Genomic DNA, 24,751 nt, shown 5'->3' with positions numbered 1-24,751 from the left:
CAATGGCGGTTTCCGTGGTTGGCAATCGGATCCGCAGCGGCCAGATAGGAAGCCATGAAGTTCCCGCCCTCCGTTCTTGAGGAGATCAAGGCGCGGCTGCCTGTCTCGGCGGTCGTGGGCAAGCGCGTGCGCCTCGCCAAGGCCGGCCGCGAGTGGAAGGGGCTCTCGCCCTTCAATGCCGAGAAGACGCCGTCCTTCTTCGTCAACGACCAGAAGGGCTCGTTCTTCGATTTCTCCTCCGGCAAGAACGGCGACATCTTCAAATTCGTGATGGAGACCGAGGGGCTCTCCTTCCCGGAGGCGGTCGAGAAGCTCGCCTCGGAAGCCGGCGTCACCTTGCCGAAGGTCTCCTTCGAGGCGCAGGCGCAGGAAGAGAAGCGCAAGGGGCTGCACGAGGTCGTCGAGCTGGCGGCGCGCTTCTTCGAGGCCGAACTGCAATCGGAGCGCGGCGGGCTGGCGCGGCGCTATCTCTCGGGCCGCGGGCTGGAAGGCGAGGCACGGCAGCTCTTCCGCATGGGTTATGCGCCGCCCGACCGCTTTGCCCTGCGCGACCATCTCGCCGGTAAGGGCGTCGGCGCCGATGCGATGATGGAGACCGGCCTGTTGGTGCATGGCGAGGAGATCGCCGTGCCCTATGACCGCTTCCGCGACCGGATCATGTTCCCGATCCACGATGCGCGCGGGCGGGTGATCGCTTTCGGTGGCCGGGCGATGAGCGCCGACGTGCCGGCCAAGTACCTGAACTCGCCGGAGACGCCGCTCTTCCACAAGGGCGCGCTGCTGTTCAACCATCACAATGCCCGCAAAGCCGCGCACGACACCGGCCAGGTGATCGTGGTCGAGGGTTATGTCGACGTGATCGCGATGACGCTCGCCGGCTTCCCGCAGGTGGTGGCGCCGCTCGGCACGGCGCTGACCGAGGATCAGCTTGCGCTGCTCTGGCGCATGGCGGGCGAGCCGGTGATCTGCCTCGATGGCGACAAGGCCGGCCGCAAGGCGGCGGGCCGGGCGATCGATCTCGCGCTGCCGATGCTGGAGCCGGGCAAGTCGCTCTCCTTCGCCTTGCTGCCCGAGGGGCAGGACCCCGACGATCTCGCCCGCTCCGGCGGCAAGCCCGCGGTCGCCGAGGTGATCGGCTCGGCCAAGCCGCTCGTCGACATGCTCTGGTCCCGCGAGTTCGAGGCGAGCCAGCTCGATACCCCGGAGCGGCGCGCCGCCTTCGAGCGCCGGCTGAAGGAGCCGCTCGGCCTGATCCGCGACGAGGCGACGCGCCGGCATTATCGCCGCGAGATCGACGAGCGCATCGGGCAGCTCTTCGCCCCGCCGCAGCAGGAGCGCTTCGAGGGGCGGCGCCAGAACGGGTTTTCCGGTGGGTTTTCCGGTGGCGCGCGCGGCGGGCGTGGATTTCAGCGCGGCCAGGACAGGCCGCCGCTTGCGCTGGTGCGGCCGAGCCCGCAGCTCACCAGTTCGCCGCTGATGCAACGCCGGCATGGCGAGAACCCGCGCGAGGCCTTCATCCTGCTGGCGCTGGCGAGCCATCCCGATCTCGTCATGCGCTGCGTCGACGAGATCGCCGAGCTCGCGCTCGACGGGCCGGCGGCCGAGCGCTTCCGCCAGGCGCTGCTCGATGCCGCGATCGACGGTGCCTTCGACCAGGAGGCGTTCGGGCAGCGGCTGGAGCAGACCCGGGTCGGTGAAGCGCAGGCGGCGCTGCTCGCCGTCACCCAGCCGGCCGAACGGCTGAAGCTGGCGCAAACGGCTGATCCGGAATCGGTTTTTGATTCGATTCGTCAGGCTCTCGTCTTGCATCATCGCGCACGCACGCTACATAGCGAGCTGAAGGCAGCCGAACGCGCATTGGCTGACGAACCAACGGAAGCCAATTTCGCCTGGATGAAGGACGTCAAGGCTCGCCTCGAGACGATCGAGGGGACCGAGGCGAATTCCGACAAGTAGCCAGGCTGGCGCGTTGCTTTTCGTCGGCAGGTTCGGGGATCGCTTTTGAGATGGTGCACGATTCATCAACGATGGTCGGCGCTATCTGCGATGGATGAATTGGGTGGGTGCGCGGCAGCGACGGCTGCCGCGGCGCCCTTTTATGCGTCGGAGCGACAGCACCGGCGCGCAAGAAGGCGGAGCGCTGATTGATGGCGACCAAAGTGAGCGAGCGGGACAAGTCCGAACCGGGTTCCCCGGAAGCGCCCCCGAGCACGGACAGCCCCCTGCTGGATCTCACCGATCAGGCCGTCAAGCGGATGATCAAGCTCGCCAAGAAGCGCGGCTATGTCACCTATGACGAATTGAACGAGGTCCTGCCCTCGGAGGAGTTCTCCTCCGAGCAGATCGAGGACGTGCTCGGCCAGCTCAGCGAGCAGGGCATCAACGTCGTCGACAACGAGGATCCCGAAGCGGCCGGCGAAGAACGCGCGGCCCGCGGCAAGGACGATGGCGAGGACGAGGCCGAGGGCGGCGACATGGTCGAAGCGCAGCGCTCGGCGCTGCCGGTCGAGACCAAGCGCAATCTCGAGCCGACCGAGCGCACCGACGATCCGGTCCGCATGTATCTGCGCGAGATGGGCTCGGTCGAATTGCTCTCGCGCGAGGGCGAGATCGCGATCGCCAAGCGCATCGAGGCCGGCCGCGAGGCGATGATCGCCGGACTCTGCGAGAGCCCGCTGACCTTCCAGGCGATCATCATCTGGCGCGATGAGCTCAACGAGGGCAAGGTCCTCCTGCGCGACATCATCGACCTCGAAGCGACCTATGCCGGCCCCGACGGCAAGAACCCGGAGCAGATGCCGGGTGAAGGCGAGGAAGGTGCGGAACCGGCCGAGGAGGCTGCGCCCGAGGGCGAGGCTCCGCCCGAGGGCATGGACGACGACGACCTCGAGAACAACGTCTCGCTCTCGGCCATGGAAGCCGAGCTCAAGCCGCGCGTGCTCGAGACCTTCGACTCGATCGCCAGCAACTACACCAAGCTGCGCCGCCTGCAGGACCAGGATATCGCCAACCGGCTGGAGAACACCAAGCTCTCGCCGTCGCAGGACCGCAAATACAAGAAGCTGAAGGACGACATCATCGTTGCGGTGAAGTCGCTCTCGCTCAACAACAACCGCATCGAGGCGCTGGTCGAGCAGCTCTACGACATCAACAAGCGCCTGATCTCGCACGAGACCCGCCTGCTGCGCCTGGCCGAGAGCTATGGCGTCGCCCGCGACGACTTCCTGAAGCAGCATATCGGCGCCGAACTCGATCCGAAGTGGCTGCTGCGCGTCTCCAAGCTCGGCTCGCGCGGCTGGAGGGAATTCGTCGCGCAGGAGAAGGAGCGCATCCGCGAGCTGCGCGAGGACGTCCATACCCTGGCGTCGGAGACCGGCCTGGAGATCCAGGAGTTCCGCAAGATCGTGCTGATGGTCCAGAAGGGCGAGCGCGAGGCGCGGCAGGCGAAGAAGGAGATGATCGAGGCGAATCTGCGTCTCGTGATCTCGATCGCCAAGAAGTACACCAACCGCGGCCTGCAGTTCCTCGACCTGATCCAGGAAGGCAATATCGGCCTGATGAAAGCGGTCGACAAGTTCGAGTACCGCCGGGGCTACAAGTTCTCGACCTACGCGACCTGGTGGATCCGGCAGGCGATCACCCGCTCGATCGCCGATCAGGCCCGCACCATCCGCATCCCGGTGCACATGATCGAGACGATCAACAAGATCGTCCGGACCTCGCGCCAGATGCTGCACGAGATCGGCCGCGAGCCGACCCCGGAAGAGCTGGCCGAGAAGCTGGCCATGCCGCTGGAGAAGGTGCGCAAGGTCCTGAAGATCGCCAAGGAGCCGATCTCGCTGGAGACCCCGATCGGCGACGAGGAAGACAGCCATCTCGGCGACTTCATCGAGGACAAGAACGCGATCCTGCCGATCGACGCGGCGATCCAGTCGAACCTGCGCGAGACCACCACGCGCGTGCTCGCCTCGCTCACCCCGCGCGAGGAGCGCGTGCTGCGCATGCGCTTCGGCATCGGCATGAACACCGACCATACCCTCGAGGAGGTCGGCCAGCAGTTCAGCGTCACCCGCGAGCGCATCCGCCAGATCGAGGCGAAGGCGCTGCGCAAGCTCAAGCATCCGAGCCGCAGCCGGAAGCTCAGGAGCTTCCTGGACAATTGAGACGGAGTTCGAACGGGGCGCTGCAGCGCCCCGTTTCATTTTGGCGGGAGCGATCGCCTTCCCGCGGATCGGGCCTCAGGTCTCAGCGATTTCGCGCCTGAGCCAGTTCACGAACATCGTCGCGGCCGGCTTGCCTGGGCCGCCGCAGGGCAGGACCGCCCAGTATCCAAGCCCTGGCGCGGTCGCAAAACCCGGCAATGGCGCGAGCAATGTGCCACGGCGGAGGTGCTCCGCGACCAGAAGGCTCCGGCCCATTGCGACCCCCTGACCATTGAGCGCGGCCTGCAGGACGATGTTGTAGTCCGTCAGCTGCAGCCGGCGGGCCGCGGCGAGGTCGAGCGCGGCATGCCGGGACCAGGCCTCCCATTCGGTGGGGCGATGGCTGATCAGCAGGGTGTGCCCGAGGATATCGTCGCTCTTCGCGAGTGGCTGGCGCACCGCCAGCTCCGGACTCATGACCGGCATGAGCCGTTCGGTGGCGAGCAACTCGCAGCGCAGGCCCGGCCACTCGCCCACGCCATAGCGAATGGCGATGTCCGCCTCTCCGGCCGCGAGATTGGCCTGGTTCAGCGTGGGGTCGAGGATAAGCTCGATCTGCGGGTAGGCGGCGCGGAAATCGGCGAGGCGAGACACCAGCCAGTTGGCGGCGAAGGATGGCAGCAGGCTCACCGTCAATGTCTGGCGGGTGGCATGCGAGCGGACCTCGCGGGTTCCCTCGGCGACCAAAGCGAAGGCCTGCGAGATGCTGTCGAGATAGCGCGCGCCTGCTGCGGTCAAGGCGATGCTGCGCGCCCTGCGCTCGAACAGCAGGGTTCCCAATGCCTCTTCCAGGGTCCGGATGTGATGGCTGACGGCGCTTTGCGTGATCAGCAATTCCTCGCCGGCACGGCGGAAGCTCAGGAGGCGGCCGACAGCCTCGAAGGCGCGCAAAGCGTGGAGCGGTGGCAGGACGGGCGAGGAGCGCATGCCGTGGAGTCCCAGCGATCGGACGCAAAGCCTTACAGAAGACGAAACACATGAGCCAGATCGATCGCAGCGCGGGATACTTCGAATTGGTCTGCCGCGAACGACGCTGTCATCGTCGGGATCGAGAGGATCTGGACCATGCTGATCGCCGACCGCCCACCGATGCCTGGACATGCGCTGCCCGCTGCGGCCAAGCCGATGGACACGGGTGGTCGTCTCGATATCGAAGCGCTCCGCGCCGCGACGCCGGGCTGTGCGACCAGCATCCACTTCAACCACGCCGGCGCCTCGCTGATGTCCGCCGGCACGCTCGCTGCGGTGACCGAGCAGCTCCGGCGCGAGGCCGCCTATGGCCCGCATGAGGCCAGCGTCGCGGTCCAGGGCAGCCTGGAGCAGGCGCGCGCCGATGCTGCCCGCCTTCTCAACGCCACTCCCGCGGAGATCGCCTTCACCTCGAGCGGCTCTGCCGGCTGGGGGCTCGCCTTCGCCGCCCTGCCGCCAATGCGTGCCGGCGACCGCATTCTGGTCGGGCGCCAGGAATGGGGCGGCAACCTCGCGACGATGCAGCGCGCGGCGGCGCGTTCCGGGGCGCGGATCGAGGTGATCCCCTGTCGTGAGGACGGCTCGGTCGATCCCGACGCGCTCGCAGGGATGATCGACGAGCGCGTCCGCCTCGTTGCCCTGACCTGGTTGCCGGCCAATGGCGGCCTGATCAACGACGCGGCGGCGATCGGCCAGGTGACGCGCGCTGCGGGCATTCCCTATTTCGTCGATGCAGGCCAGGCGCTCGGCCAGATTCCGGTCGATGTCGAAACGATCGGCTGCGACGTGCTCAAAGGGGCGGGCCGCAAGCACCTGCGCGGCCCGCGGGGGACGGCCATCCTTTATGTCCGCCGCTCCTTCCAGGCACGGCTCGACACCGTATTCTCGGACGTCCTTTCGGCGCCCTGGAGCGGGGATGGGCCGGCGCCGCGCAGCGATGCGAGAATGTTCGAGACGAGCGAGCAGCCGGTCGCCTTGCTGCTGGGGCTCGGTGCGGCGCTTCACGAGGCGCTGGCGCTCGGCATATCCACGATCCGGGAGCAGATCGATCTGACCGCGAACCGGCTGCGGGCCGAGCTCGCGGCGATTGCGGGCGTTGCGATCCGGGACCTCGGGCTGCAGCGCTCCGGGCTGATTTCCTTCACTGTCGGCGATCTCGACGTCAATGTCGTCAAAGACCGGCTTGCGAGCGCCGGGATTTCGGTCGGGGCAAACGGGCCCGCCTACACGCCGTTCGACATGGAGGCGCGCGGGCTTGCCGGCATCGTGCGTGCCTCCGTCAGCTATCTCACGAGCGAGCAGGACATCGAGCGCCTGCTCGCCGCGGTCCACGATATCGCGCGAACGCGCTGAGGCGTCGCTCGGCCTCACCCGGCCGGCGGCGCATGCAGCAAAATCAGCCCTGGCTGTCACAGTTCTGCTAAGATGAGCCTCACTATCGGGGCTTCCTTTGGAGGAGCAGAGATGGCTGGTATCCCGAGCGCCGAGGAGATCGAGGCCGCCAAGGCGGCGCTGCAGGCGAACCTGCCTCCGCAAGCGAAGAAGCAGGAAGAGGAAGGCTCGGCTGCCGGAGACGTCGTCAGCGGTGTGCTCGACGTCGCCAGCAATGTCACGATCGATGCGGTCGGCGTTGCCGTGGAGGTGGTCGGGACTGTCGTCGAAGGCGCCGGGACCGTCGTGGTCGCGACCGGCGAGGCGGTCGTCTCGGTGATCGGCGGGATCTTCGAAGGACTGGGCTAGCAAGGCGCCCGAGACAGGGATATCGATGCGGCTCCGGCAGCGTCGCTGGAGCTGGAGTGAAGCTGTGTCCCTCGAATTCCTGCTGACCTCGCTGATCATCGTCGCCTCGCCCGGGACGGGCGCCATCTACACCATCGCCGCCGGGCTGACGCGCGGGGCCAAGGCCAGCCTGCTCGCCTCCTTCGCCTGCACGCTCGGCATCGTGCCGCATCTGATCGCCGCGATGATGGGCCTCGCGGCGCTGCTGCACGCCAGCGCGCTCGCCTTCTCGATCGTCAAATATGCCGGCGTCGCCTATCTGCTGTGGATGGCCTGGCAGACCCTGAAGGAGCAGGGCGCGCTCAGCGTCGAGACCACGGCCGACAAGCGCTCGGCCTGGCGCGTGCTGGTCGACGGCCTGGCGCTCAACGTGCTCAACCCCAAGCTCTCGATCTTCTTCGTTGCCTTCCTGCCGCAGTTCATCGCCACCAACGAGGCGAGCCCGATGACGCGCATGCTCGAGCTCTCGGGCGTGTTCATGGCGATGACCTTCGTCGTCTTCGCGCTCTACGGCCTGTTCGCCGCGGCGATGCGCGACAAGGTGGTGAGCCGGCCGGCGGTGATGGCCTGGCTCAGACGCACCTTCGCGGCGGCCTTCGTCGCGCTCGGCGCCAAGCTGGCGCTGACCGAGCGTTGATGACAGGGAAACAGACCCGCCTCGCGATCGAAACGCGCGGGGCGGGGCTCTACGAGTTCACCGACGCCGTCGCTCGCTTCGTGCGCGAGGCCGCTGTCGATGTCGGCCTGCTGACGCTGTTCCTGCGCCATACCTCCTGCTCGCTGCTGATCCAGGAGAATGCAGATCCCGACGTCAGGCGCGACCTTGCCGCCTTCTTCGTCCGGCTGGTGCCGCCAGCGGACGATCCGGCGATGGCCTATCTCCTCCACCGCGCCGAGGGGCCGGACGACATGCCGGCCCATATCAAGGCGTCGGTGCTGCCGGTCTCGCTCTCGATTCCCGTGAGCGGTGGCAGGCTGGCGCTCGGCACCTGGCAGGGCATCTACCTGTTCGAGCACCGCGCCAGCCCGCATCGGCGCGAGGTCGTGCTGCACCTCGCCTGAGCCGTCAGTCGCCTGTGGGTCTGACAAGCAGCCGCATGAAGGTGCCGTAGCAGTCGTGCAATTCCTGCGGCGACAGGCCGAGGTCGAGCTGCTGGAAGCCGATGAAGGCGGCGTATTCGACGCGGGCCACCGCGAGGGCCTCCTCCGGCGTGAAGCGCCCGCTCTCGCCATGGAGCCTTTCCAGATAGCCGATGCGCTCGCGGTCGACCTCGGCGCAGGTCGCAGCCACGCCGGCATCGAGCTGGGCGAGGCGGCGCATGCCCTGTTCGACGCGGATATCGAGGGCGAGCGCCATGCGGTCGAGCGCGATCAGCCGGTCCTGGGCCGCTGCGCTCCGGTCGGCCTCCTGCATCAATCGCAGCGTGAAGGTCTCGCGCCAATGGCCGGCGAGCGCGGCGAGATAGGCCTCGATCGCGGGAAAATGGGCGTAGAACGAGCCCTTGGTCTTGCCGGCGCGGCGGCAGAGCGCCTCGATCGTCAGCCCGGACGGTCCCTGCTCGGCGAGCGCGGCAAGGCCGAGCGCGAGCCAGTCGTTCAGGCGGAAGCGGCGCGGGAGAGGGGAGGTCACTGCCAGAGGCCGATGACGCCGCTCGCCGTGATCGCCGCGAACAGCACCCATTGCGGGAAATGCGCGATCCGCAGGCGGAACAGGCCGATCATGCCGAGGCTCCACAGGCAGAACAACGCCGCGCCGGCGGTGGCGAAGAGCGCGAGGTCACGGCTGCCCTGGCCGCTCGCGACGAGGCCGAAGGCGAGCGCCAGCGCGGCGAGCACGATCGTCACCAGGTGCCAGCAATAATACATGGTGAACTTCGGCACGGCATGCAGCCGCTCGGCCGCCAGCAACGGGGCGGCGACATGCCGGCCGCCGAGAACGGCGTGGATCAAGGTCGTGGCGGCGGCAAGAGCAGCCGCGAGGGCGAGCCAGGCATTCATGACGGCCTCCAGAATAATACCATCTAGTATGGTACTATTCTGAGACGAGGCGCAAGGGCCGAGCGCGGAGGAGGGGATGCTGGTAAGGGGCGCTTTCCCCGCTCCCGGCAGGAGCGGTGCCGCGTTGCTTGCTTCAGGCGGCGGGCCTCATCGTCCGGCGTAGTACTCCGGATCCGGCGGCGGCTCCCAGGACTGCCCGGTTGCGATCAGGCAGCTCACGCCGTGCGGCAAGGTCGCGAACAGGGTGAAGGAGCCGTTCGGAGCGGCGAAGAGTTCGATCACGCTGCCGTTTGCAGCAAGACCATAACCGATCCGGCGTTCGCCATAGAGTTCGTGCAGTTGCGCCGTCGCCGTGTTGCGATCGGCGCAAGGGATACCGGCAGGGGATTGCGCATGTGCCGTAGCGGACAGCAGCGGCACGGCCAGCAAAGTCGATAGAACAGGCTTGAGGAAGCGCATGATGGCTGCTCCTGCGACAGAGCGGGCCAAGAAGAACGCCGAGAGGGACGGGCTTCTGTTCTGCCCTGTCTCATGAAGACATGGTGATGCCGGCGTCGCCACGCCAGAGGGGTATCTCGCAATGGCCGGTGGCCCCGCCCGACAGGGGCTGCCGGCCCTCGATTTCCACGGGAGATGCCGTGGGCCTTGGCCAAGCGGCTCGCATCTGCGCTATACAGCGCGAACCAGACGGAGCCCGCCATGTCCTTTCTCAAATCCCTGTTCGGCCGCAAGGAGACCAAGCCGGCCGGCCCTGCCGCGCCGCTGAAGAGCGCCGAGTACAAGGGCTTCACCATTCATGCGACGCCGTTCGCAGAAGGCGGGCAGCAGCAGCTCGCCGGCGTGATCGAGAAGGAGATCGATGGCGAGGTGAAGAGCCATCGCTTCATTCGGGCCGACCGCTTTCCGGGGGCCGAGGAGGCGGCGGACTTCGCCTTGGTCAAGGCCAGGCAGTTGATCGACGAGCAAGGCGAACGCCTGTTCAAATAAGGATTTGAGGAAATCTCTGGCCGGGCGTCAGAAATGTTTCTTTCGTGCACATGCACGGATCGATAAAAGTTTCAGCGGTTTGGAAACGACTGCAATATCCCTAGGGTAACCAAAGATTTTGAACTAATTTATACAAGAAATTTTCCCGCTTTATCGACGGTTTCGCCTGTCATTTGGCTGATCTGTCCGCGGCGGAAGTGCCATTTAAAACTTTATTCGGTTTTTTGGGCTTTGATATCGTGACTTCGCCCGCCGATACCGAGATCGTCAGCATGCCTCCGAAGCCTTCCGGCAAGACGCCGGACAAATCCCAGGTTGCGGGGCGCAGCCGCGGCGGCGACAGCCGATTCCGCGAGATCGTGGCGCGCCTGCCGGTCGCGCTCTACACGACCGACCCCGACGGGTACGTGACCTATTTCAACCAGGCCGCTGTCCAGCTCGTCGGGCGCGAGCCGCAGCTCGGCCGCGATCGCTGGTGCATCAGCCACAAGCTGTTCCGGACCGATGGTTCGCCTTTGCCGTTCGAGGATTGCCCGATGGCGATCGCGCTGCGGGAGGAACGCGAGATCCGTGGCGTCGAGGCGCTGGCGGAGCGCCCTGACGGCAGCAGGGTGCGTTTCATGCCGTTGCCGACGCCGCTCTACGACATGGCCGGGAAACTGACCGGCGCGATCAACCTGATGGTCGACGTCAATTCGGGGGCGCAACCCGGCCCGAGCGTCGCGAGCAGCAGCCACTACCTCGCCAAGGATCTCGAGGCCGCGATCGAGCAGAGGCAGCTGCATCTGCACTACCAGCCGGTCTTCTCGGCGGCGGGAGTCCTGACCGGGTTCGAGGCCCTAGCGCGCTGGGTCCACCCCGAACGCGGCGTCGTCTCCCCGTCGGACTTCATTCCCGCGGCGGAGGAAAGCGGGCTGATCCTGCCGCTGGCGCGGGAGCTGTTGCTCCAGGCCTGCACCGAGGCGGCGAGCTGGGAGAAGCCGCTGCGCATCGCCGTCAACGTCTCGCCGCTGCAGTTCCGCTATGGCGACCTGCCGGGGCTGATCGACGAGGTGCTGGTCGAGACCGGCCTCGAGCCGGACCGGCTCGAGCTCGAGATCACCGAAGGGGTGATGATCACCGATTTCGACCGGACCATGCTGGTGCTGCACCGGATCAAGGCGCTCGGCGTGCGGATCGCGCTCGACGATTTCGGCACGGGCTATTCCTCGCTCTCCTATCTGCACATGTTCCCGCTCTCGACGCTGAAGATCGACCGCAGCTTCGTCGCCAATCTCGGCGTCGCCTCGGAGGCGGCGGCGATCACGCGCGCGGTGATCGCGCTCGGTCATGCGCTCGACATCGAGGTGGTGGCCGAAGGCGTCGAGACACGCGAGCAGCTCGATTTCCTGATCGACGAAGGCTGCAACTACATGCAGGGCTATATGCTCGGGCGCCCGCTCCCGGCCGAGCAATACGCCGACCTGACCGGGCGCAAAGGCTGAGCTAGCCTCGCCCGGCGCTCGCCGAGAGCCCGGCCAGCAAGGCCGCGCCGCTCCAGCGCTGCCGTGCCTCGCCCGCCTCCGCGGCGTGGACGAGCGCGACCAGCCGCTCGTTCACCGGCGCGCTCTTGCCGAGCCGCTGCGCCAGCCTGACCACCTCGCCATTGATCCAGTCGACCTCGGTCCTGCGGCCGGCGGCGAGGTCGTCGGCCATGGAGGAGCGCGCCGACGGGTCGATCGCCAGCATCTTGCGGGCGAGCCGGGCGAAGAGCCCATCGGGCAGGCGCAGCAATGCCGGGACCCAGCCTGCGGGCAGCGGCGTCAGCCGGGCCGGCGCGATTCCGGCCTGCGCCAGGAGGTCGAGCGCTTCGGCCTGGGCGAGGGCGAGGCAGCGACGGTAGTCGCGCTGCGCCAGCTCCTGCTGCAAGGGCAGGCCGGAGAGGGCGTTGACGGCGTTGTTGAGGTTGAAGAGCAGCTTGGCCCATTGCACCGGCGGCATGTCGCGGTGCCGGCGCAAGGCGAAGCCGGCGCGCGTGAAATCGGCGAGGAAGGGCGCCAGTGCCGATGAGTCCTCGGCCTCGGGCTCGCCTTCGGACGCCTGATGGAAGGCACCGGGGCCGCGCCTCACGACATTGAACGGCACCATGCCGGCGAGCACGCTGCGGCCGGGCAGGGCGGCGCGCAGCACGTCGGCATTGCCGATCCCGTTCTGGAAGCTGATCACCACGGCTTTTGGCGGGACGACGCCGGCAAGCTCGGCAGCGGCCTGCGCCGTGGCGCCGGACTTGACCGTGACGAGAACGAGATCGGCCGCCGCGGCGGCGTCCGGTTCGGTCGAGAAGGCGATCGCTTCCGGCGCGACGCGCCAGTCGCGGCCGTCGTAATGCGTCAGCGTCAGGCCATGCGTCCGCAACTCCTCGCCGATGCCGGGGCGGCCGATGAAGCCGACCTCGGCGCCTCCGGCCGCGAGCCGCCCGCCGAGATAGCAGCCGATCGCGCCGGCGCCGTAGATGCAGATTCTTGCCATCGTGCCTCCCAGCAGGGCGCCGAGCATGCCCGCCCTGCAAGGCGATGCAAGTGGTGAGGGGATGCGGGACGACCCCACATCCGCGCCGCATCGGCCCAGCGCCTGTGCGCTTGTGGCGAACAGGCGCGCTGCCTAATGCTCGGGCAGAGAGAAAATCGTTCTCCGTCGGGCTCGCGAGGAAACATGGACGCCCAGGACGCGCGCTACGCGCCGGATTCGCCCTATGCCTGGTTCAGGCTGGCGCTTGCCCTGCTGATCGGAACGGTGGCGTGCGTCGGCTCCTGGTCGGCCGTGGTGGTGGTGACGGCGGTGCAGCGGGAGTTCGGCGTCATGCGCGCCGATGCCTCGCTGCCCTATACCTTCGCCATGATCGGCTTCGGCATCGGCAACATCGTCATGGGCCGCCTGGTCGATCGCTTCGGCATCATGTGGCCGATCGTGCTCGGCGCGTGTTTGCTGGCCACCGGCTATGCACTGGCATCGGTATCCGGCACGCTCTGGCAGTTCACGCTGGCGCATGGCTTCCTGATCGGGCTCGGCGCCGCGACGGGGTTCTCGCCGCTGATCGCCGACCTGTCGCACTGGTTCAAACGCTATCGCGGCCTCGCCGTGGTCTTCGGTGCGTCCGGCAGCTATCTCGCCGGCATGTTCTGGCCGCAGCTGATCAATTGGGGCGTCGAGACGCATGGCTTGCGCACGACGCATCTGTGGCTCGGCATTGCGGCGTTCGCGGTGATGATGCCGCTGGCGCCGCTGTTCCGGCGCCGGCCAAGCGCGGCGACACTCGCGGCGGCCGAGGCGACCAGCGCCGGGGCGCGCGGCAGCCTCGGGCTGTCGCCGAACCAGCTCCAGCTCCTGCTGGTCGTCGCGGGGTTCTGCTGCTGCGTCGCGATGTCGATGCCGCAGGTCCATATCGTCGCCTATTGCAGCGACCTCGGTTACGGCGTGGCGCGCGGCGCCGAGATGTTGACGGTGATGATGGCGCTCGGCATCGTCAGCCGTGTCGGCTCGGGGTTCGTTGCCGACAAGATCGGCGGCACCGCGACGCTGGCCCTGTCCTCGCTGATGCAGGGCATGGCGCTCTTCCTCTATCTCTGGTTCGACGGGCTGAGCTCGCTCTTCATCGTCACTGGCATCTTCGGCCTGTTCCAGGGCGGGATCGTGCCGATGTATGCGGTGGCGATCCGCGACTACATGCCGCCGCGCGAAGCGGGGGCGCGCATCGGCGTGGTGATGTCGGCGACGATCTTCGGCATGGCCTTCGGCGGCTGGGTCTCGGGCCTGATCTTCGACGCGACCGCATCCTACCGGCTCGCCTTCCTCAACGGCCTCGCCTGGAACCTGATCAACCTCTCGATCGTCTGCTGGCTGATGCTGAAGGCCCGGCCGAAGCTGGCAGCGGCCTGATCAGGCCGGGTCGGCGCCCGGCCGGTAGGTGCCGAAGCACCAGACATGGCCTTCCGGGTCCTTGCAGATGAAGTCGCGGCTGCCATAGGGCTGGTCGGTCGGCTCCATCGTGATCACCGCGCCGGCCTTGCGGGCCCGCTCGCAGAGCGCGTCGATGTCGCTCGTCGCGACATAGGGCGAGGCGGTGGTGCCGCCGAGCTCGAAGGGCGTCTTGACCAGCTTGGCGAAGTCGGTGCCTTCGCTCGAGCCGAACATGACGATGCCCTCGCCGAGCCGCAGCTCGGCGTGCACGACCTTGCTGCCGTCCTCCGAGAGGAAGACGGCGTGCTTCTCGAAGCCGAAGGCCTCGACGAGCCAGTCGACCATCTTCACCGCATCGCGGTAGCGCAGGCTGATATAGATGGCGGCAGGTTGCGGCATCGGGGCATCTCCGGTTGCATGGTCGCGCCAGCAAAGCCGAGAGGGCGCGCGCCGTCTTGAACGAAACGGACTTCAGCCCGGTTCCAGTATGCCGTGCGCGCCGGCGTCGTTGCGGGCGAGGGCGGCGGGCGGCAGGCCGCTCAAAGCGGTGAACTCGCGGGTCATATGGGCCTGGTCGGCATAGCCGGCAGACTGAGCGATCGCAGCCCAGCCGCCGGGCCGGTCGCGTGCCGCCAGCTCGCGGGCATGCTCGAAGCGCAGGATACGGGCGATGGTCTTCGGCCCGAATCCGGTCTCGGTGGCGAAGCGCCGGGTCAAATGGCGCTCGCTCCAGCCGGTCGTGGCGGCAAGGTCGCGCATGCGGCCGCTGCCGCGCCGTGCCGCCAGCCAGGCGAGGCCGGCGGCGACCTCCGGCGACACGCTGCGACCGCGCGCCAGCCTTTGGCCGATGACATGGTCGAGCAGGGCGAAGCACTCGGCCCAGGACCGGCATTCGCGCAGGCGGAGGCCGAGATGGCGCAACGGGCCGAGATCGTCGAGGTCGACGATCCGGCCGGCCATCTCGCGCTGGTCGAGCTGGAAGAAGCGATAGGCTCCGGCCAGGGTGAGGTCGATCTGCACGCAGGCGGCCAGGCCGGGCGAAGAGACCAGCACAGGGCGGTCGATGAGGCCGGCTGCGAAGGCGTGCGGCGCGGTGCTGTCGCCATCCGCGACGGAAAGCGTGAAGGGCGCTGCGAAGTTGATGATCAGCGGGATGAGCAGCCCCGGCACCTCGCGGCGCAGGACCGGCTCGGCGCGGCGCTCGCGATAGCCGGTATAGCCGATGACGGCGCCCGCGAGATCGGGCCGCGGCGCGGCTCGTACCAGTTCCCAATCCGCCTGCATTGCCGGTCCCGCTTGGCTTGACGGATAGTGGCGCTTATCGGAACCCTGCTCAACGACAAAGGCGGCGCCATGCTTGTACCGGAACAGTGCCGATCCCTCGGGCAGGTCCGGCTGTCGTGGAGATGGCAATGCTGCGCCTGACGCGCTTCGAGCGCCGCCACGAAGGGCTGATCCCGTTCCAGCGCTTCGCTCTGCGCATGGGCCGGGCGATGCTGCTCTGGCTGGCCCTCACCGTCGTCGGTCTGGCGATCGGCATGATCGGCTATGCTGCCAGCGAGGGCATGAGCGCGGTCGACGCCTTCGTCAATGCGGCGATGATCCTCTCCGGCATGGGGCCGGTCGCCGAGCTCAAGACCGCGGGCGGCAAGGTCTTCGCCGGCTTCTATGCGATCTTCTCAGGGCTGTTTGTGGTGATCGCCACCGGCTTCGTGCTGGCGCCGATCCTGCATCGTGTGCTCCACTCCTTCCATATCGAGGAAGGGAAGGACAACGATGACTGAGTCTGGCGTGGCCTCTGCCGAAGAACCCTGCGGCACCCTGACCGTGCGCACCATCGCCATGCCGGCCGACACCAACGCCAATGGCGACATCTTCGGCGGCTGGGTGATGTCGCGCATGGACTCCGCCGGCGGCATCGCCGGTGTCGACCGGGCGCAGGGGCGCGTGGTGACGGTCGCGGTCGAGGCGATGACCTTCATCCGCCCGGTCAAGGTCGGCGACGTGCTCAGCGTCTACACCTCGGTGAAGTCGGTCGGGCGGACCTCGATGAAGATCCAGGTCGAGGCCTGGGCCAGGCGCTTCCGCACCACGCTGCACGAGAAGGTCACGGACGCGACCTTCACCTTCGTTGCGATCGACGACGAGGGCAAGCCGCGGCCAGTGCCGCCGCTGCCGGCAGGCTGAGGCGGGGCGCAAACCCTAACGAGACGTGAACGGGTGCCCTGGCCGAGTGATTCAGAAGAATCCGGCAACTTAAGCGTTCTTTAAGCGGACCTCCGCAATTCTGCCGGTGATCGGTCCACCGGGGCCGCTCTGCCAGGGGCTGGGAGGTCCTGCATGATCGATCGCCGTCATCTGTCGGCGAATGAAGCTCGGCTCGCGCCGTCGCCGGAACATGGCGCCGTGCCGACGAGCCGCCGTCGCGCATCATCAAGATCATAACCGTTCCGTGGCTGACCATCGTCGGCCGCTCGCCCCATCGTCCGCGATCCGCTCCGGCCAGCGCCGCGCTGCCGGAAATGCCTACAGGAGTACCGTGTCAATGCCGAAGACTGTGAAGCCTGCGCGCCAGAAGGGCTCGCGTATCGGGATCGCAGCGCGCATCTATGCCGCGCTCGGCGTCCTGACGGTGTTGACGATCGCGGCCTCGCTGGTCGCCTGGTTCTCCTATGGCAGGGTCGGCAGCACGGTCGCCGACATGGTCGAGCGCAAGATGCCGGTGGTCGAGCTCGCGCTCGAACTCTCGCAGGCGGCCACGGCCTCGACGGCGCTGGCGCCGCGCTTCATGGAAGTGCAGAGCGTGCGCGAGCGGGCGGCGCTGACCGGCGAGTTCGACAAGGTCGAAGCCCGCCAGTTCGACCTCGTCCGCAAGATCGGCGAGCAGGGCAATGTCGACAACAAGAAGGCGCAGACCGCGCTCGACGGCCTCTCGCGCCAGATCAACGACATCAACGACCTGACCGGCGAGCGCCTGCGTGTTGCCTCGGAAGGGGCCGCCACGCTGGAGAAGCTCGGCAAGGCCTATGACGCCTTCGTCAAGGCGGCGAGCGGCGAGGCCGAGCAGGCCAGGTTCGCGGTGACCTTCGGTCTCGACGACCTCGGCGTGCTCTCGGGCGAGGCGCTGACCGGCGCGGTCAAGACGCTGATGGACCGCGACTTCGCCATCTTCGATCTCGCCCGCACGCTGCAGGCCAATGTCAACGAGATGGTCGGCGTGCTGCGCGAGATCGCGCAGATCAACGACAAGGAAAAGCTCGCCTTTGCCCGCGAGCGCTTCAATGGCATCGCCTACCGGCTGCGCACGCTGCTGGCCGATGCCGAGAAGATCACGCCCAACAAGGCGCGTGCGAGCACGGTCGAGGACCTGATCGCGATCGGCGAAGGCAGCGAGGGGCTGGTCGACATCCGCAATCGCGACATCACCACCCGCGAGGGAATCAACCGCGGCCTCAAGGAAGTCGACCAGGCGGCGGCGCAGCTGCGCCGCGAGGTCGATGCCCTGGTGCAGGGCGCGCGCGGCGAGGCGCAGGCCGCTGTCGGGTCGACGAAAGAGCTGATCGAGACCAGCAAGCTCTTGCTCGGCATGATCGGCCTCGGTTCGCTTCTCGTCGCGCTGGCGCTGTCGCTGTTCTATGTCCGCCGCCAGATCGTCGGCCGCCTGAACAAGCTCTGGGCCGCGACCAGGGCGATCGCCGACGGTCAGCTCGAGACGGTCGTCGACACGAAAGGCAATGACGAGATCGCCGACATCTCGAAGAGCGTGCTGCTCTTCCGTGACAATGCGGTGGCGCTGCGCGCGGCCGAGCTCGCCAAGATCGAGGACGAGGAGCGTGCCCAGGAGCAGCGCCGGCAGATGATGGCCGAGCTCGGCGAGGCCTTCGGCGTCGTCGTCGCCGCGGCGGCGCAGGGCGATTTCAGCCGGCGTGTCGACGCCACCTTCGCCGATGCCGAGCTCAACGCACTGGCAGGCTCGGTCAACGAGCTGCTCGAGACGGTCCAGACCGGCCTGTCCGAAACCTGCGAGGTGCTCGGTCATCTCTCGGACGGGCGGCTGGTCGCCCGCGTCGAGGGCCGCTACCAGGGCGCCTTCGCCGAATTGAAGAACGGCACGAACAGCCTCGCCGGCGAGTTCGAGAGCACGCTGGCGCGCCTCTCCGAGACCGTCTCGGCCGTGCGCAGCGCGACCAGCGAGATCCTCGACGGCGTCACCGACCTCGCCGAGCGCACCAGCGAGGAGAGCAACGCCGTCTCGGTCGCGACCAACCAGCTCGGCGCCTTCGCCAGCAATGTCCAGAAAACCGCCAAGGACGCCGCCGCCGCCGTCGGCATGGCCCAGAGCGCCGAGGAGCGCGCCCAGCAGGGCGAGCAGGTGGTCGCCTCGGCACTGGAAGCGATGCAGCGCATCCGCACCTCCTCCAGCAAGATCTCGGAGGTGATCTCGATGATCGACGAGATCGCTTTCCAGACCAACCTGCTGGCGCTGAATGCGGCGGTGGAAGCGGCCCGAGCCGGCGATGCCGGCAAGGGCTTCGCGGTGGTCGCCAGCGAGGTGCGCAGCCTCGCCAAGCGCTCGGCCGACGCCTCGAACGACGTCAAGAAGCTGGTCGAGGCCGCTCATGGCGACGTCAAGGTCGGCGTCGGCCTGGTCGAGCAGAGCTCGGCCGTGTTCGGCAGCATCCTGACCTCGGTCAACGACCTCTCGGCGCTGATGAACGGCATCTCGCAGACCGCCCGCGGCCAGGCGACCGACGTTTCGACGATCAACAAGGAGATCGACGGCATCGGCACCATGGCGCACCAGAACGCCGCGCTGGTCGAGGAGACCAACGCCGCGCTGGCCCTGACCGACGAGCAGACGCGTTCGCTGAAGGAGCACATCTCGCGCTTCAGCTTCCGCGAGGGCGGGGCGGCAGAGCACGGCCACGAGCAGGCGCGGGCCGCCTGACGGCCGCCACGCGCCAGACATCGCCGGATATCACGACGCCCTCCGCCGCAAGGCGGGGGGCGTTGCGTTTGGGGCGGCTTGCGGTGGAGCGATAGGGTACTTATTTTAGAATTATTCTAATCTATGGCATGCGGGTTTCACCCGGAAGCACGCCGTCATCCTGGACCAGCCGCGATGCGGCGCAGCGCGGGATTCATCGTAGAGCTCCGGATCTCGACGATGGATCACGGGTCGAGCTTCACTCGCCCAGGATGACGATGCGGGTCCGAAGAGCCGCCAGGAGATACCGCGATGTTATCCTCGTTCCTGCCGGCTGGCTTTGGCGGCCGGCGTCGCTTCGACAGCCTGAGCGAGCGCGAGATTCTCGCCCTGGCGATCGCTTCCGAGGAGGAGGACGGCCGCATCTACGCGGTCTATGCCGAGAGGCTGCGCAAGGACTATCCGGCCTCGGCCGCGGTGTTCGACGGCATGGCGGCGGAGGAGGACGGGCATCGGCGCCGCCTGCTCGATGATCATCGGCGCCGCTTCGGCGATGTCGTCGTGCCGATCCGGCGCGAGCATGTCGCCGATTTCTACCAGCGCAAACCGGTCTGGTTGGTCGAGACGCTCGGGCTCGATCGCATCCGCGAGGAGGCGGCAGCGATGGAGCGCCAGGCGCGCGACTTCTATGTCGCCGCTGCCGGCCGCAGCACCGATGCGCAGACCCGCAGCCTGCTCGGCGATCTGGCGCGGGCGGAGGCCGAGCACGAGAGCAGGGCCGACGAGCTCGCCGAGGATAATCTCACCGGCGAAGCGAAGTCGGCAGAGGACAAAGCGGCGCGCCGGCAGTTCCTGCTGACCTTCGTGCAGCCGGGCCTCGCCGGGCTGATGGACGGCTCGGTCTCGACGCTGGCGCCGATCTTCGCCACCGCCTTCGCGACGCAGAATCCGTGGACGACCTTCCTGGTCGGACTCTCGGCCTCGGTCGGTGCCGGCATCTCGATGGGCTTCACCGAGGCGGCGCATGACGACGGCAAGCTCTCGGGCCGCGGCTCGCCGCTGAAGCGTGGCCTTGCATCGGGAGTGATGACCGCGCTCGGCGGTCTCGGCCATGCCTTGCCCTATCTGATTCCGTCGTTCTGGACCGCGACGGCGATCGCGCTCGTCGTGGTCTTCATCGAGCTCTGGGCGATCGCCTGGATCCAGAACCGCTATATGGAAACGCCGTTCGCCCGCGCGGCCTTCCAGGTCGTGCTCGGCGGCGGGCTGGTGCTGGCGGCGGGCATCCTGATCGGCGGCGCTTGAGCCCGTTGCCGCTGCGCCCGGCGGATGCTAGGCCTGCCGCGGGCCGGTAGCTCAATGGTTAGAGCTCGCTGCTCATAACAGCGCCGGTGCCGGTTCGAGTCCGGCCCGGCCCACCATTTTTTACCCCACGACGATGTCGTCATATTCCGGGTGCCGGCTGACCCAGCCGGCCATGAAGGAGCAGCGCGGCACGACCTTGCGGCCCGACGCCCGGATCTGCTCGAAGACGCCCTTGGCCAGACGCGAGCCGATCCCTTGCCCAGACAGCGCCTGGGGCACCTCGGTATGGGTGAGCACGATGCGGTCGCCGTCGAGCTTGTAATAGGCGAGGGCGAGTTCGCCGCCGATGTCGAGCTCGAAGCGGTTCTGCTCGGGGTGGTCGACGATGCCGGTATCCATCTGACAATCCTCTTTGGCTGCGCTATCGCCGTTGCGGCTGCCGGCATGCCGGCATGCCGGCAGTGTGAGGCAGCGGCGCGGCTCAGGGCAAGGCGGCCCGGCATGCTGCCGGGCCGCGGAGTCGCTCGGGTCTCAGCCGGCCAGCCTGGCCGCGATGCCGGCGACGTGGCGGCCCTGATAGCGGGCGCCGGCGAGCTCGTTCTCGGACGGCTGGCGCGAGCCGTCGCCGGCGGCGATGGTGCTGGCGCCATAAGGCGAGCCGCCGGTGATCTCCGCCAGCGTCATCTGGCCTTGGAAGCTGTAGGGCAGGCCGACGATGACCATGCCCTGATGCAGCAGGACGGTGTGGGTCGAGAGGATCGTGCTTTCCTGGCCGCCATGCTGGGTCGCGGTCGAGGTGAAGACGCTGCCGACCTTGCCGACCAGCTTGCCCTGGGCCCAGAGGCCGCCGGTCTGGTCGAGGAAGTTCTTCATCTGCGCCGGCATATTGCCGAAGCGGGTCGGCACGCCGAGGATGATCGCGTCGTAGTTCGGGAGCTCGTCGACCGTGGCGATCGGCGCAGCCTGGTCGAGCTTGAAGCCGGATTTGCGCGCGACCTCCTCGGGGACGAGCTCGGGCACGCGCTTGATCACCACCTCGGCGCCGGCTTCGCGCACCCCTTCGGCAACGGCCTGCGCCATCGTCTCGATATGGCCGTAGCTGGAATAATAGAGAACCAGAACCTTCGTCATCGGAATCATCCTCTTGGGGGGCGAGCCGCCGAAGCACGGAACTCCGGCGGCCCAGGGTGAGACTGGTAAAGCGGTTGTCCGCTCACGAGCGTGACAGCTCAGCCGCGCTGCGAGTCGAGCTGCTCCTGGTCCTTCTGGACCTGCTGCGCCTTCACGTAGCTCTCGATCAACAACTGATAGGGCGGGAAGATCCTGGTGTAGACCTGCGCCCATTCCTGGGCGTCGTCGCGATGCCAGGTCTTCTGCAGCTCGGAAGCGACCGCGGCGGTGTCCATCGGCACGACGCCGGCCTGGACGATGCGGGCGAGCGTGATCTCCTGCGCCATCTTCGAATAGGTGCCCGACGCATCGACCACGGCGAAGACCTTGTAGCCGTCATGGGCGGCGGCGATCGACGGGAAGGCCATGCAGACCGAGGTGATGGTGCCGGCGATGATCAGGGTCTTGCGCCCGGTCGCCTTCACCGCCGCGACGAAATCGGGATTGTCCCAGGCGTTGATCTCGCCGCGCCGCGCGACGTACTGCGCATGCGGCGCGTTCTCATGAATCTCGGGGATCAGCGGCCCGTTCGGCCCTTGAGGCACCGAGGCGGTGGTGATCAGCGGCATCCTGCTGAGCGTCGCCATGCGGGCGAGCGCCGCGGCATGGTTGCGCAGGACCGGCATCGGCATGTCGGCGACGGTCTGGAACAGGCCGCTCTGATGATCGATCAGCAGCATGACCGCGTCGCTGGGGTCGATGACCGGGCGCTGGCCGTTGAAATTGGCGGGGGTCGTCATGACAGGTCTCCCTGGTGTTCGCCTGAAGGGGAGGGCGGAGCACAGCGGTGTTCGCGCCGCGCTCCGCCGGAAGCTCAGGCCTTCTTCGCCGAGACGGTGGTGTAGCTGGTGATCAGGTTGCGATAGTCGGGGATGTGGTTCGAGAAGAGCGCGCCCAGGCCCTCGACATCGTTGCGCCAGTCGCGATGCAGTTCGCAGGCGACGCCGAACCAGGTCATCAGCTGGGCGCCGGCATCGGACATGCGCTGCCAGGCCGAGTGGCGGGTGATCTCGTTGAAGGTGCCGGATGCGTCGGTGACGACGAAGACGTCGAAGCCGGCCTCGATCGCGGCGAGCGCCGGGAAGGCGACGCAGACCTCGGTGACGACGCCGGCGATGATGAGCTGCTTTCGGCCCGTCGCCTTCACCGCCGCGACGAAGTCCTCATTGTCCCAGGCGTTGATCTGGCCGGGGCGCGGGATGAACGGCGCGTCGGGGAAGGTCTGCTTGAGCTCGGGGACGAGCGGGCCGTTCGGGCCATCCTCGAAGCTGGTCGTCAGGATCGTCGGCAGCTTGAAGTATTTGGCGAGGTCAGCCAGCGCCAGCACGTTGTTCTTGAACTTGTCCGGATCGATGTCGCGGACCAGCGAGAGCAGGCCGGCCTGGTGGTCGACGAGCAGCACGGCGGCCTTGTCCTTGTCGAGGCGGGTATAGGGCTTGGTCATGGTCTTTCTCCTTTAGAGAGGGACGTCCGGCATCGCGGCGGCGGACGGCGCCGATGCCGGTTTTCAGGCCGGGATTTCTTTGGCTGGAATCTTGCCGAAGCGGCCGCTCTGGAAATCGGCCATGGCCTGGCGGATCTCCTCGCGGGTGTTCATGACGAAGGGGCCGTGCATCGCGACCGGCTCGTCGATCGGCTCGCCGCTGAGGACGAGCACAGTCGCGTCGGTCTCGGCCTCGATCGTCGCTTCGCCGCCTTTGCGGTCGAACAGCACGAACTGGGCCTCGCGGGCCTTGTCGGCACCGTTGATCAGGACATTGCCGCGCAGGACGACGAGGCCGAGCGTGCGTCCTTCCGGCAGAGCGAGCGAGATTTGCCCGTCGCGCTTCAGCTTGAGGTCCCAGATGTCGATCGGGGTGAAGGTGCGGGCCGGGCCGGCATGGCCCCGGTAGTCGCCGGCGATGACGCGCAGCGTGCCGGCGTCATCAGGCAGCGCGACCGCGGGAATGTCCTTGTCGAGTAGGGTCTGGTAGCCGGGGGCGGCGCCCTTGTCTTTCGCCGGCAGGTTGACCCAGAGCTGGACCATGTCGAGCGTGCCGCCGCTGCGGGTGAAGCCCTGCGAGTGGAACTCCTCATGCAGGATGCCGGAGGCGGCGGTCATCCATTGCACGTCGCCGGGGCCGATCAGGCCGCCCTGGCCGGTGGAATCGCGGTGCTCGACCTCGCCCTGATAGACGATGGTGACGGTCTCGAAGCCGCGATGCGGGTGGACGCCGACGCCGCGCGGCTTGCCGGCCGGAGCGAACTCGGCGGGACCGGCATGGTCGAGCAGCAGGAAGGGGCTGACATGCTCGCCCTGGGCGGCGTGCGAGAACATCGAGCGGACGGGAAAGCCGTCGCCGACCCAATGGCTGGCGGGGCTGCTGTAGATGCCGCGAACCTGTCGCATGGCCTGATCTCCTCGGATGCGCCGTGCGGCGCTGTGTTGTCGAAGAGATTATTGGTGGGACAGAGAGCGCAGTAGCCGGCATAATTCAGTCACTCTGTCCTACTGACAGGACAATGGTGACGCGATGCGGGATCTGAACGACCTCTATTTCTTCGCCCAGGTGGTCGAGCATCAGGGCTTCGCTGCTGCTGCCCGGGCGATGGGCATGCCGCGCTCGCGCTTGAGCCGGCGCCTGGCGCTGCTGGAGGAGCGGTTAGGCGTCAGGCTGGTGCAGCGCTCGACGCGGCGCTTCGCGGTGACCGAGATCGGCCGCGAGTATTATCAGCATTGCGTGGCGATGCTGGTCGAAGCCGAGGCGGCGCAGGAGGCGATCGACCGGGTCCGGGCCGCGCCGCAGGGCGTGGTCCGCGTCGCCTGCCCCTCGGCGGTGCTCTATTTCCAGGTCGGGGCGATGATCGCCCGCTTCCTCGCCGCCTGCCCGAAGGTCGAGGTGCAGCTGGAAAGCACCAACCGGCGCGTCGACGTGATCCGCGAGGGCTTCGACATCGCGATCAGGGTGCGCTTCCCGCCATTGGAGGAAAGCGAACTGGTGATGAAGGTGCTGGCCGAAAGCCGGCAGTGCCTGGTGGCGGCGCCGCAATTGCTGGCGGGGATCGAGCGGCGGCTGGTACCCGCCGATATCGGCGCCTTGCCGAGCCTGTCATGGGGCGGCGTGCAGCAGGGCCATGAATGGCGGCTGCAGGGGCCGGGTGGCGCCGAGGCCAGCATCCGCCACCAGCCCCGCTTCGTCACTGAGGACATGGTGGCGCTGCGCCATGCCGCGCTTGAGGGCGTCGGCGTCGTGCAGATGCCGACGATGGTGGTGACAGGGGACATCAAGGCGGGCCGGCTGGTGCATGTCCTGCCGGACTGGGCGCCGCGGGCCGACATCATCCATGCCGTGTTCCCGTCGCGGCGCGGCTTGCTGCCGTCCGTCAGGGCGCTGCTCGATTTTCTCGCGAGCGAGTATGCACGGCTGGATGCGGAGAGCCGATAACAAAACGGCCGAGCATCCGCCCGGCCGTCGTCCTGTCGCTTCTTGTCGATAGC

Annotated in this window: 26 protein-coding genes and 1 tRNA gene; 15 read left to right on the top strand and 12 right to left on the bottom strand. The window is 67.6% G+C overall.

Annotation, left to right across the window (positions count from 1 at the left end; genetic code table 11):
- Window positions 1-54 precede the first annotated feature (54 nt).
- On the top strand, window positions 55-1,956 hold the full coding sequence (dnaG, locus tag ACWIGM_RS03705) for a DNA primase (RefSeq protein WP_454024572.1): 1,902 nt from the start codon (window positions 55-57) through the stop codon (window positions 1,954-1,956).
- 191 nt (window positions 1,957-2,147) lie between these two features.
- Window positions 2,148-4,163 (top strand): RNA polymerase sigma factor RpoD, encoded by a 2,016-nt coding sequence (gene rpoD / locus ACWIGM_RS03700; protein ID WP_454024571.1) that lies wholly within the window; start codon window positions 2,148-2,150, stop codon window positions 4,161-4,163.
- Window positions 4,164-4,238: 75 nt separating this feature from the next.
- Here rpoD and gcvA read toward each other — a convergent pair whose 3' ends face one another.
- The gene (gcvA, locus tag ACWIGM_RS03695) at window positions 4,239-5,129 is read right to left on the bottom strand and encodes a transcriptional regulator GcvA (RefSeq protein ID WP_454024570.1); all 891 of its coding nucleotides are present in this window, start codon (window positions 5,127-5,129) and stop codon (window positions 4,239-4,241) included.
- A gap of 138 nt (window positions 5,130-5,267) precedes the next feature.
- On the opposite strand from gcvA, the gene ACWIGM_RS03690 reads away from it, so the two are divergent.
- The 4 genes from ACWIGM_RS03690 to ACWIGM_RS03675 all read left to right on the top strand — a co-directional run bounded on the left by ACWIGM_RS03690 (window position 5,268) and on the right by ACWIGM_RS03675 (window position 8,012).
- A complete protein-coding gene (locus ACWIGM_RS03690) occupies window positions 5,268-6,524 on the top strand; it encodes an aminotransferase class V-fold PLP-dependent enzyme (protein ID WP_454024569.1) in 1,257 nt (418 codons plus the stop codon).
- A gap of 111 nt (window positions 6,525-6,635) precedes the next feature.
- Entirely contained in the window at window positions 6,636-6,911 is a 276-nt protein-coding gene (locus ACWIGM_RS03685) for a hypothetical protein (RefSeq protein WP_454024568.1), read from the top strand.
- Between the two features lie 64 nt (window positions 6,912-6,975).
- Window positions 6,976-7,587, top strand: a complete 612-nt coding sequence (locus ACWIGM_RS03680; protein ID WP_454024567.1) for a LysE family translocator — start codon at window positions 6,976-6,978, stop codon at window positions 7,585-7,587.
- Window positions 7,587-8,012: a secondary thiamine-phosphate synthase enzyme YjbQ gene (locus tag ACWIGM_RS03675; protein WP_454024566.1), complete on the top strand. Its 426-nt coding sequence runs from the start codon at window positions 7,587-7,589 to the stop codon at window positions 8,010-8,012. The genes ACWIGM_RS03680 and ACWIGM_RS03675 overlap by 1 nt, the downstream gene beginning before the upstream one ends.
- A gap of 4 nt (window positions 8,013-8,016) precedes the next feature.
- Here ACWIGM_RS03675 and ACWIGM_RS03670 read toward each other — a convergent pair whose 3' ends face one another.
- The 3 genes from ACWIGM_RS03670 to ACWIGM_RS03660 form a co-directional block, all read right to left on the bottom strand.
- Window positions 8,017-8,580 (bottom strand): TetR/AcrR family transcriptional regulator, encoded by a 564-nt coding sequence (locus tag ACWIGM_RS03670; protein WP_454024565.1) that lies wholly within the window; start codon window positions 8,578-8,580, stop codon window positions 8,017-8,019.
- Complete coding sequence (locus tag ACWIGM_RS03665; protein WP_454024564.1) at window positions 8,577-8,948, bottom strand: hypothetical protein; 372 nt, start codon at window positions 8,946-8,948, stop codon at window positions 8,577-8,579. Before ACWIGM_RS03665 ends, ACWIGM_RS03670 begins: the two co-directional genes overlap by 4 nt.
- Before the next feature lie 147 nt (window positions 8,949-9,095).
- Window positions 9,096-9,407, bottom strand: a complete 312-nt coding sequence (locus ACWIGM_RS03660; protein WP_454024563.1) for a hypothetical protein — start codon at window positions 9,405-9,407, stop codon at window positions 9,096-9,098.
- Window positions 9,408-9,647: 240 nt separating this feature from the next.
- Between ACWIGM_RS03660 and ACWIGM_RS03655 the strand changes: the two genes are divergently transcribed.
- Both ACWIGM_RS03655 and ACWIGM_RS03650 read left to right on the top strand, forming a co-directional pair.
- A complete protein-coding gene (locus ACWIGM_RS03655; protein ID WP_454024562.1) occupies window positions 9,648-9,935 on the top strand; it encodes an HlyU family transcriptional regulator in 288 nt (95 codons plus the stop codon).
- 272 nt (window positions 9,936-10,207) lie between these two features.
- A complete protein-coding gene (locus ACWIGM_RS03650; RefSeq protein ID WP_454024561.1) occupies window positions 10,208-11,419 on the top strand; it encodes a putative bifunctional diguanylate cyclase/phosphodiesterase in 1,212 nt (403 codons plus the stop codon).
- 1 nt (window position 11,420) lies between these two features.
- On the opposite strand, the gene ACWIGM_RS03645 is transcribed toward ACWIGM_RS03650, so the two are convergent.
- Entirely contained in the window at window positions 11,421-12,443 is a 1,023-nt protein-coding gene (locus ACWIGM_RS03645) for a 2-dehydropantoate 2-reductase (protein WP_454024560.1), read from the bottom strand.
- Window positions 12,444-12,626: 183 nt separating this feature from the next.
- On the opposite strand from ACWIGM_RS03645, the gene ACWIGM_RS03640 reads away from it, so the two are divergent.
- A complete protein-coding gene (locus ACWIGM_RS03640) occupies window positions 12,627-13,850 on the top strand; it encodes an MFS transporter (protein ID WP_454024559.1) in 1,224 nt (407 codons plus the stop codon).
- On the opposite strand, the gene ACWIGM_RS03635 is transcribed toward ACWIGM_RS03640, so the two are convergent.
- Window positions 13,851-14,270: a VOC family protein gene (locus ACWIGM_RS03635; RefSeq protein ID WP_454024558.1), complete on the bottom strand. Its 420-nt coding sequence runs from the start codon at window positions 14,268-14,270 to the stop codon at window positions 13,851-13,853.
- Between the two features lie 72 nt (window positions 14,271-14,342).
- Window positions 14,343-15,155: an AraC family transcriptional regulator gene (locus tag ACWIGM_RS03630; protein WP_454024557.1), complete on the bottom strand. Its 813-nt coding sequence runs from the start codon at window positions 15,153-15,155 to the stop codon at window positions 14,343-14,345.
- A gap of 128 nt (window positions 15,156-15,283) precedes the next feature.
- On the opposite strand from ACWIGM_RS03630, the gene ACWIGM_RS03625 reads away from it, so the two are divergent.
- The 5 genes from ACWIGM_RS03625 to ACWIGM_RS03605 all read left to right on the top strand — a co-directional run bounded on the left by ACWIGM_RS03625 (window position 15,284) and on the right by ACWIGM_RS03605 (window position 20,219).
- Entirely contained in the window at window positions 15,284-15,655 is a 372-nt protein-coding gene (locus tag ACWIGM_RS03625; RefSeq protein WP_454024556.1) for a hypothetical protein, read from the top strand.
- Window positions 15,648-16,058, top strand: a complete 411-nt coding sequence (locus tag ACWIGM_RS03620; RefSeq protein WP_454024555.1) for an acyl-CoA thioesterase — start codon at window positions 15,648-15,650, stop codon at window positions 16,056-16,058. Before ACWIGM_RS03625 ends, ACWIGM_RS03620 begins: the two co-directional genes overlap by 8 nt.
- 358 nt (window positions 16,059-16,416) lie before the next feature.
- Window positions 16,417-18,819: a methyl-accepting chemotaxis protein gene (locus ACWIGM_RS03615; RefSeq protein WP_454024554.1), complete on the top strand. Its 2,403-nt coding sequence runs from the start codon at window positions 16,417-16,419 to the stop codon at window positions 18,817-18,819.
- Window positions 18,820-19,110: 291 nt separating this feature from the next.
- Window positions 19,111-20,103, top strand: a complete 993-nt coding sequence (mbfA, locus tag ACWIGM_RS03610; protein WP_454024553.1) for an iron exporter MbfA — start codon at window positions 19,111-19,113, stop codon at window positions 20,101-20,103.
- A gap of 40 nt (window positions 20,104-20,143) precedes the next feature.
- Window positions 20,144-20,219, top strand: a tRNA-Ile gene (locus tag ACWIGM_RS03605).
- Between the two features lie 4 nt (window positions 20,220-20,223).
- Here ACWIGM_RS03605 and ACWIGM_RS03600 read toward each other — a convergent pair.
- The 5 genes from ACWIGM_RS03600 to ACWIGM_RS03580 all read right to left on the bottom strand — a co-directional run bounded on the left by ACWIGM_RS03600 (window position 20,224) and on the right by ACWIGM_RS03580 (window position 23,662).
- Window positions 20,224-20,502 (bottom strand): GNAT family N-acetyltransferase, encoded by a 279-nt coding sequence (locus ACWIGM_RS03600; protein WP_454024552.1) that lies wholly within the window; start codon window positions 20,500-20,502, stop codon window positions 20,224-20,226.
- Window positions 20,503-20,634: 132 nt separating this feature from the next.
- A complete protein-coding gene (gene wrbA / locus ACWIGM_RS03595) occupies window positions 20,635-21,234 on the bottom strand; it encodes an NAD(P)H:quinone oxidoreductase (protein WP_454024551.1) in 600 nt (199 codons plus the stop codon).
- Between the two features lie 98 nt (window positions 21,235-21,332).
- Window positions 21,333-22,013 (bottom strand): isochorismatase family protein, encoded by a 681-nt coding sequence (locus ACWIGM_RS03590; protein WP_454024550.1) that lies wholly within the window; start codon window positions 22,011-22,013, stop codon window positions 21,333-21,335.
- Window positions 22,014-22,087: 74 nt separating this feature from the next.
- Window positions 22,088-22,717, bottom strand: a complete 630-nt coding sequence (gene ycaC / locus ACWIGM_RS03585) for an isochorismate family cysteine hydrolase YcaC (RefSeq protein WP_454024549.1) — start codon at window positions 22,715-22,717, stop codon at window positions 22,088-22,090.
- Window positions 22,718-22,780: 63 nt separating this feature from the next.
- On the bottom strand, window positions 22,781-23,662 hold the full coding sequence (locus tag ACWIGM_RS03580) for a pirin family protein (RefSeq protein WP_454024548.1): 882 nt from the start codon (window positions 23,660-23,662) through the stop codon (window positions 22,781-22,783).
- Between the two features lie 124 nt (window positions 23,663-23,786).
- On the opposite strand from ACWIGM_RS03580, the gene ACWIGM_RS03575 reads away from it, so the two are divergent.
- On the top strand, window positions 23,787-24,698 hold the full coding sequence (locus ACWIGM_RS03575) for a LysR family transcriptional regulator (protein ID WP_454024547.1): 912 nt from the start codon (window positions 23,787-23,789) through the stop codon (window positions 24,696-24,698).
- Window positions 24,699-24,751: the final 53 nt, after the last annotated feature.

The sequence above is a fragment of the Allobosea sp. NPDC055332 genome, from assembly GCF_053645455.1.
Note: the sequence above shows the minus strand (reverse complement) of the source record. Positions and strands in the feature narration are given on the sequence as shown.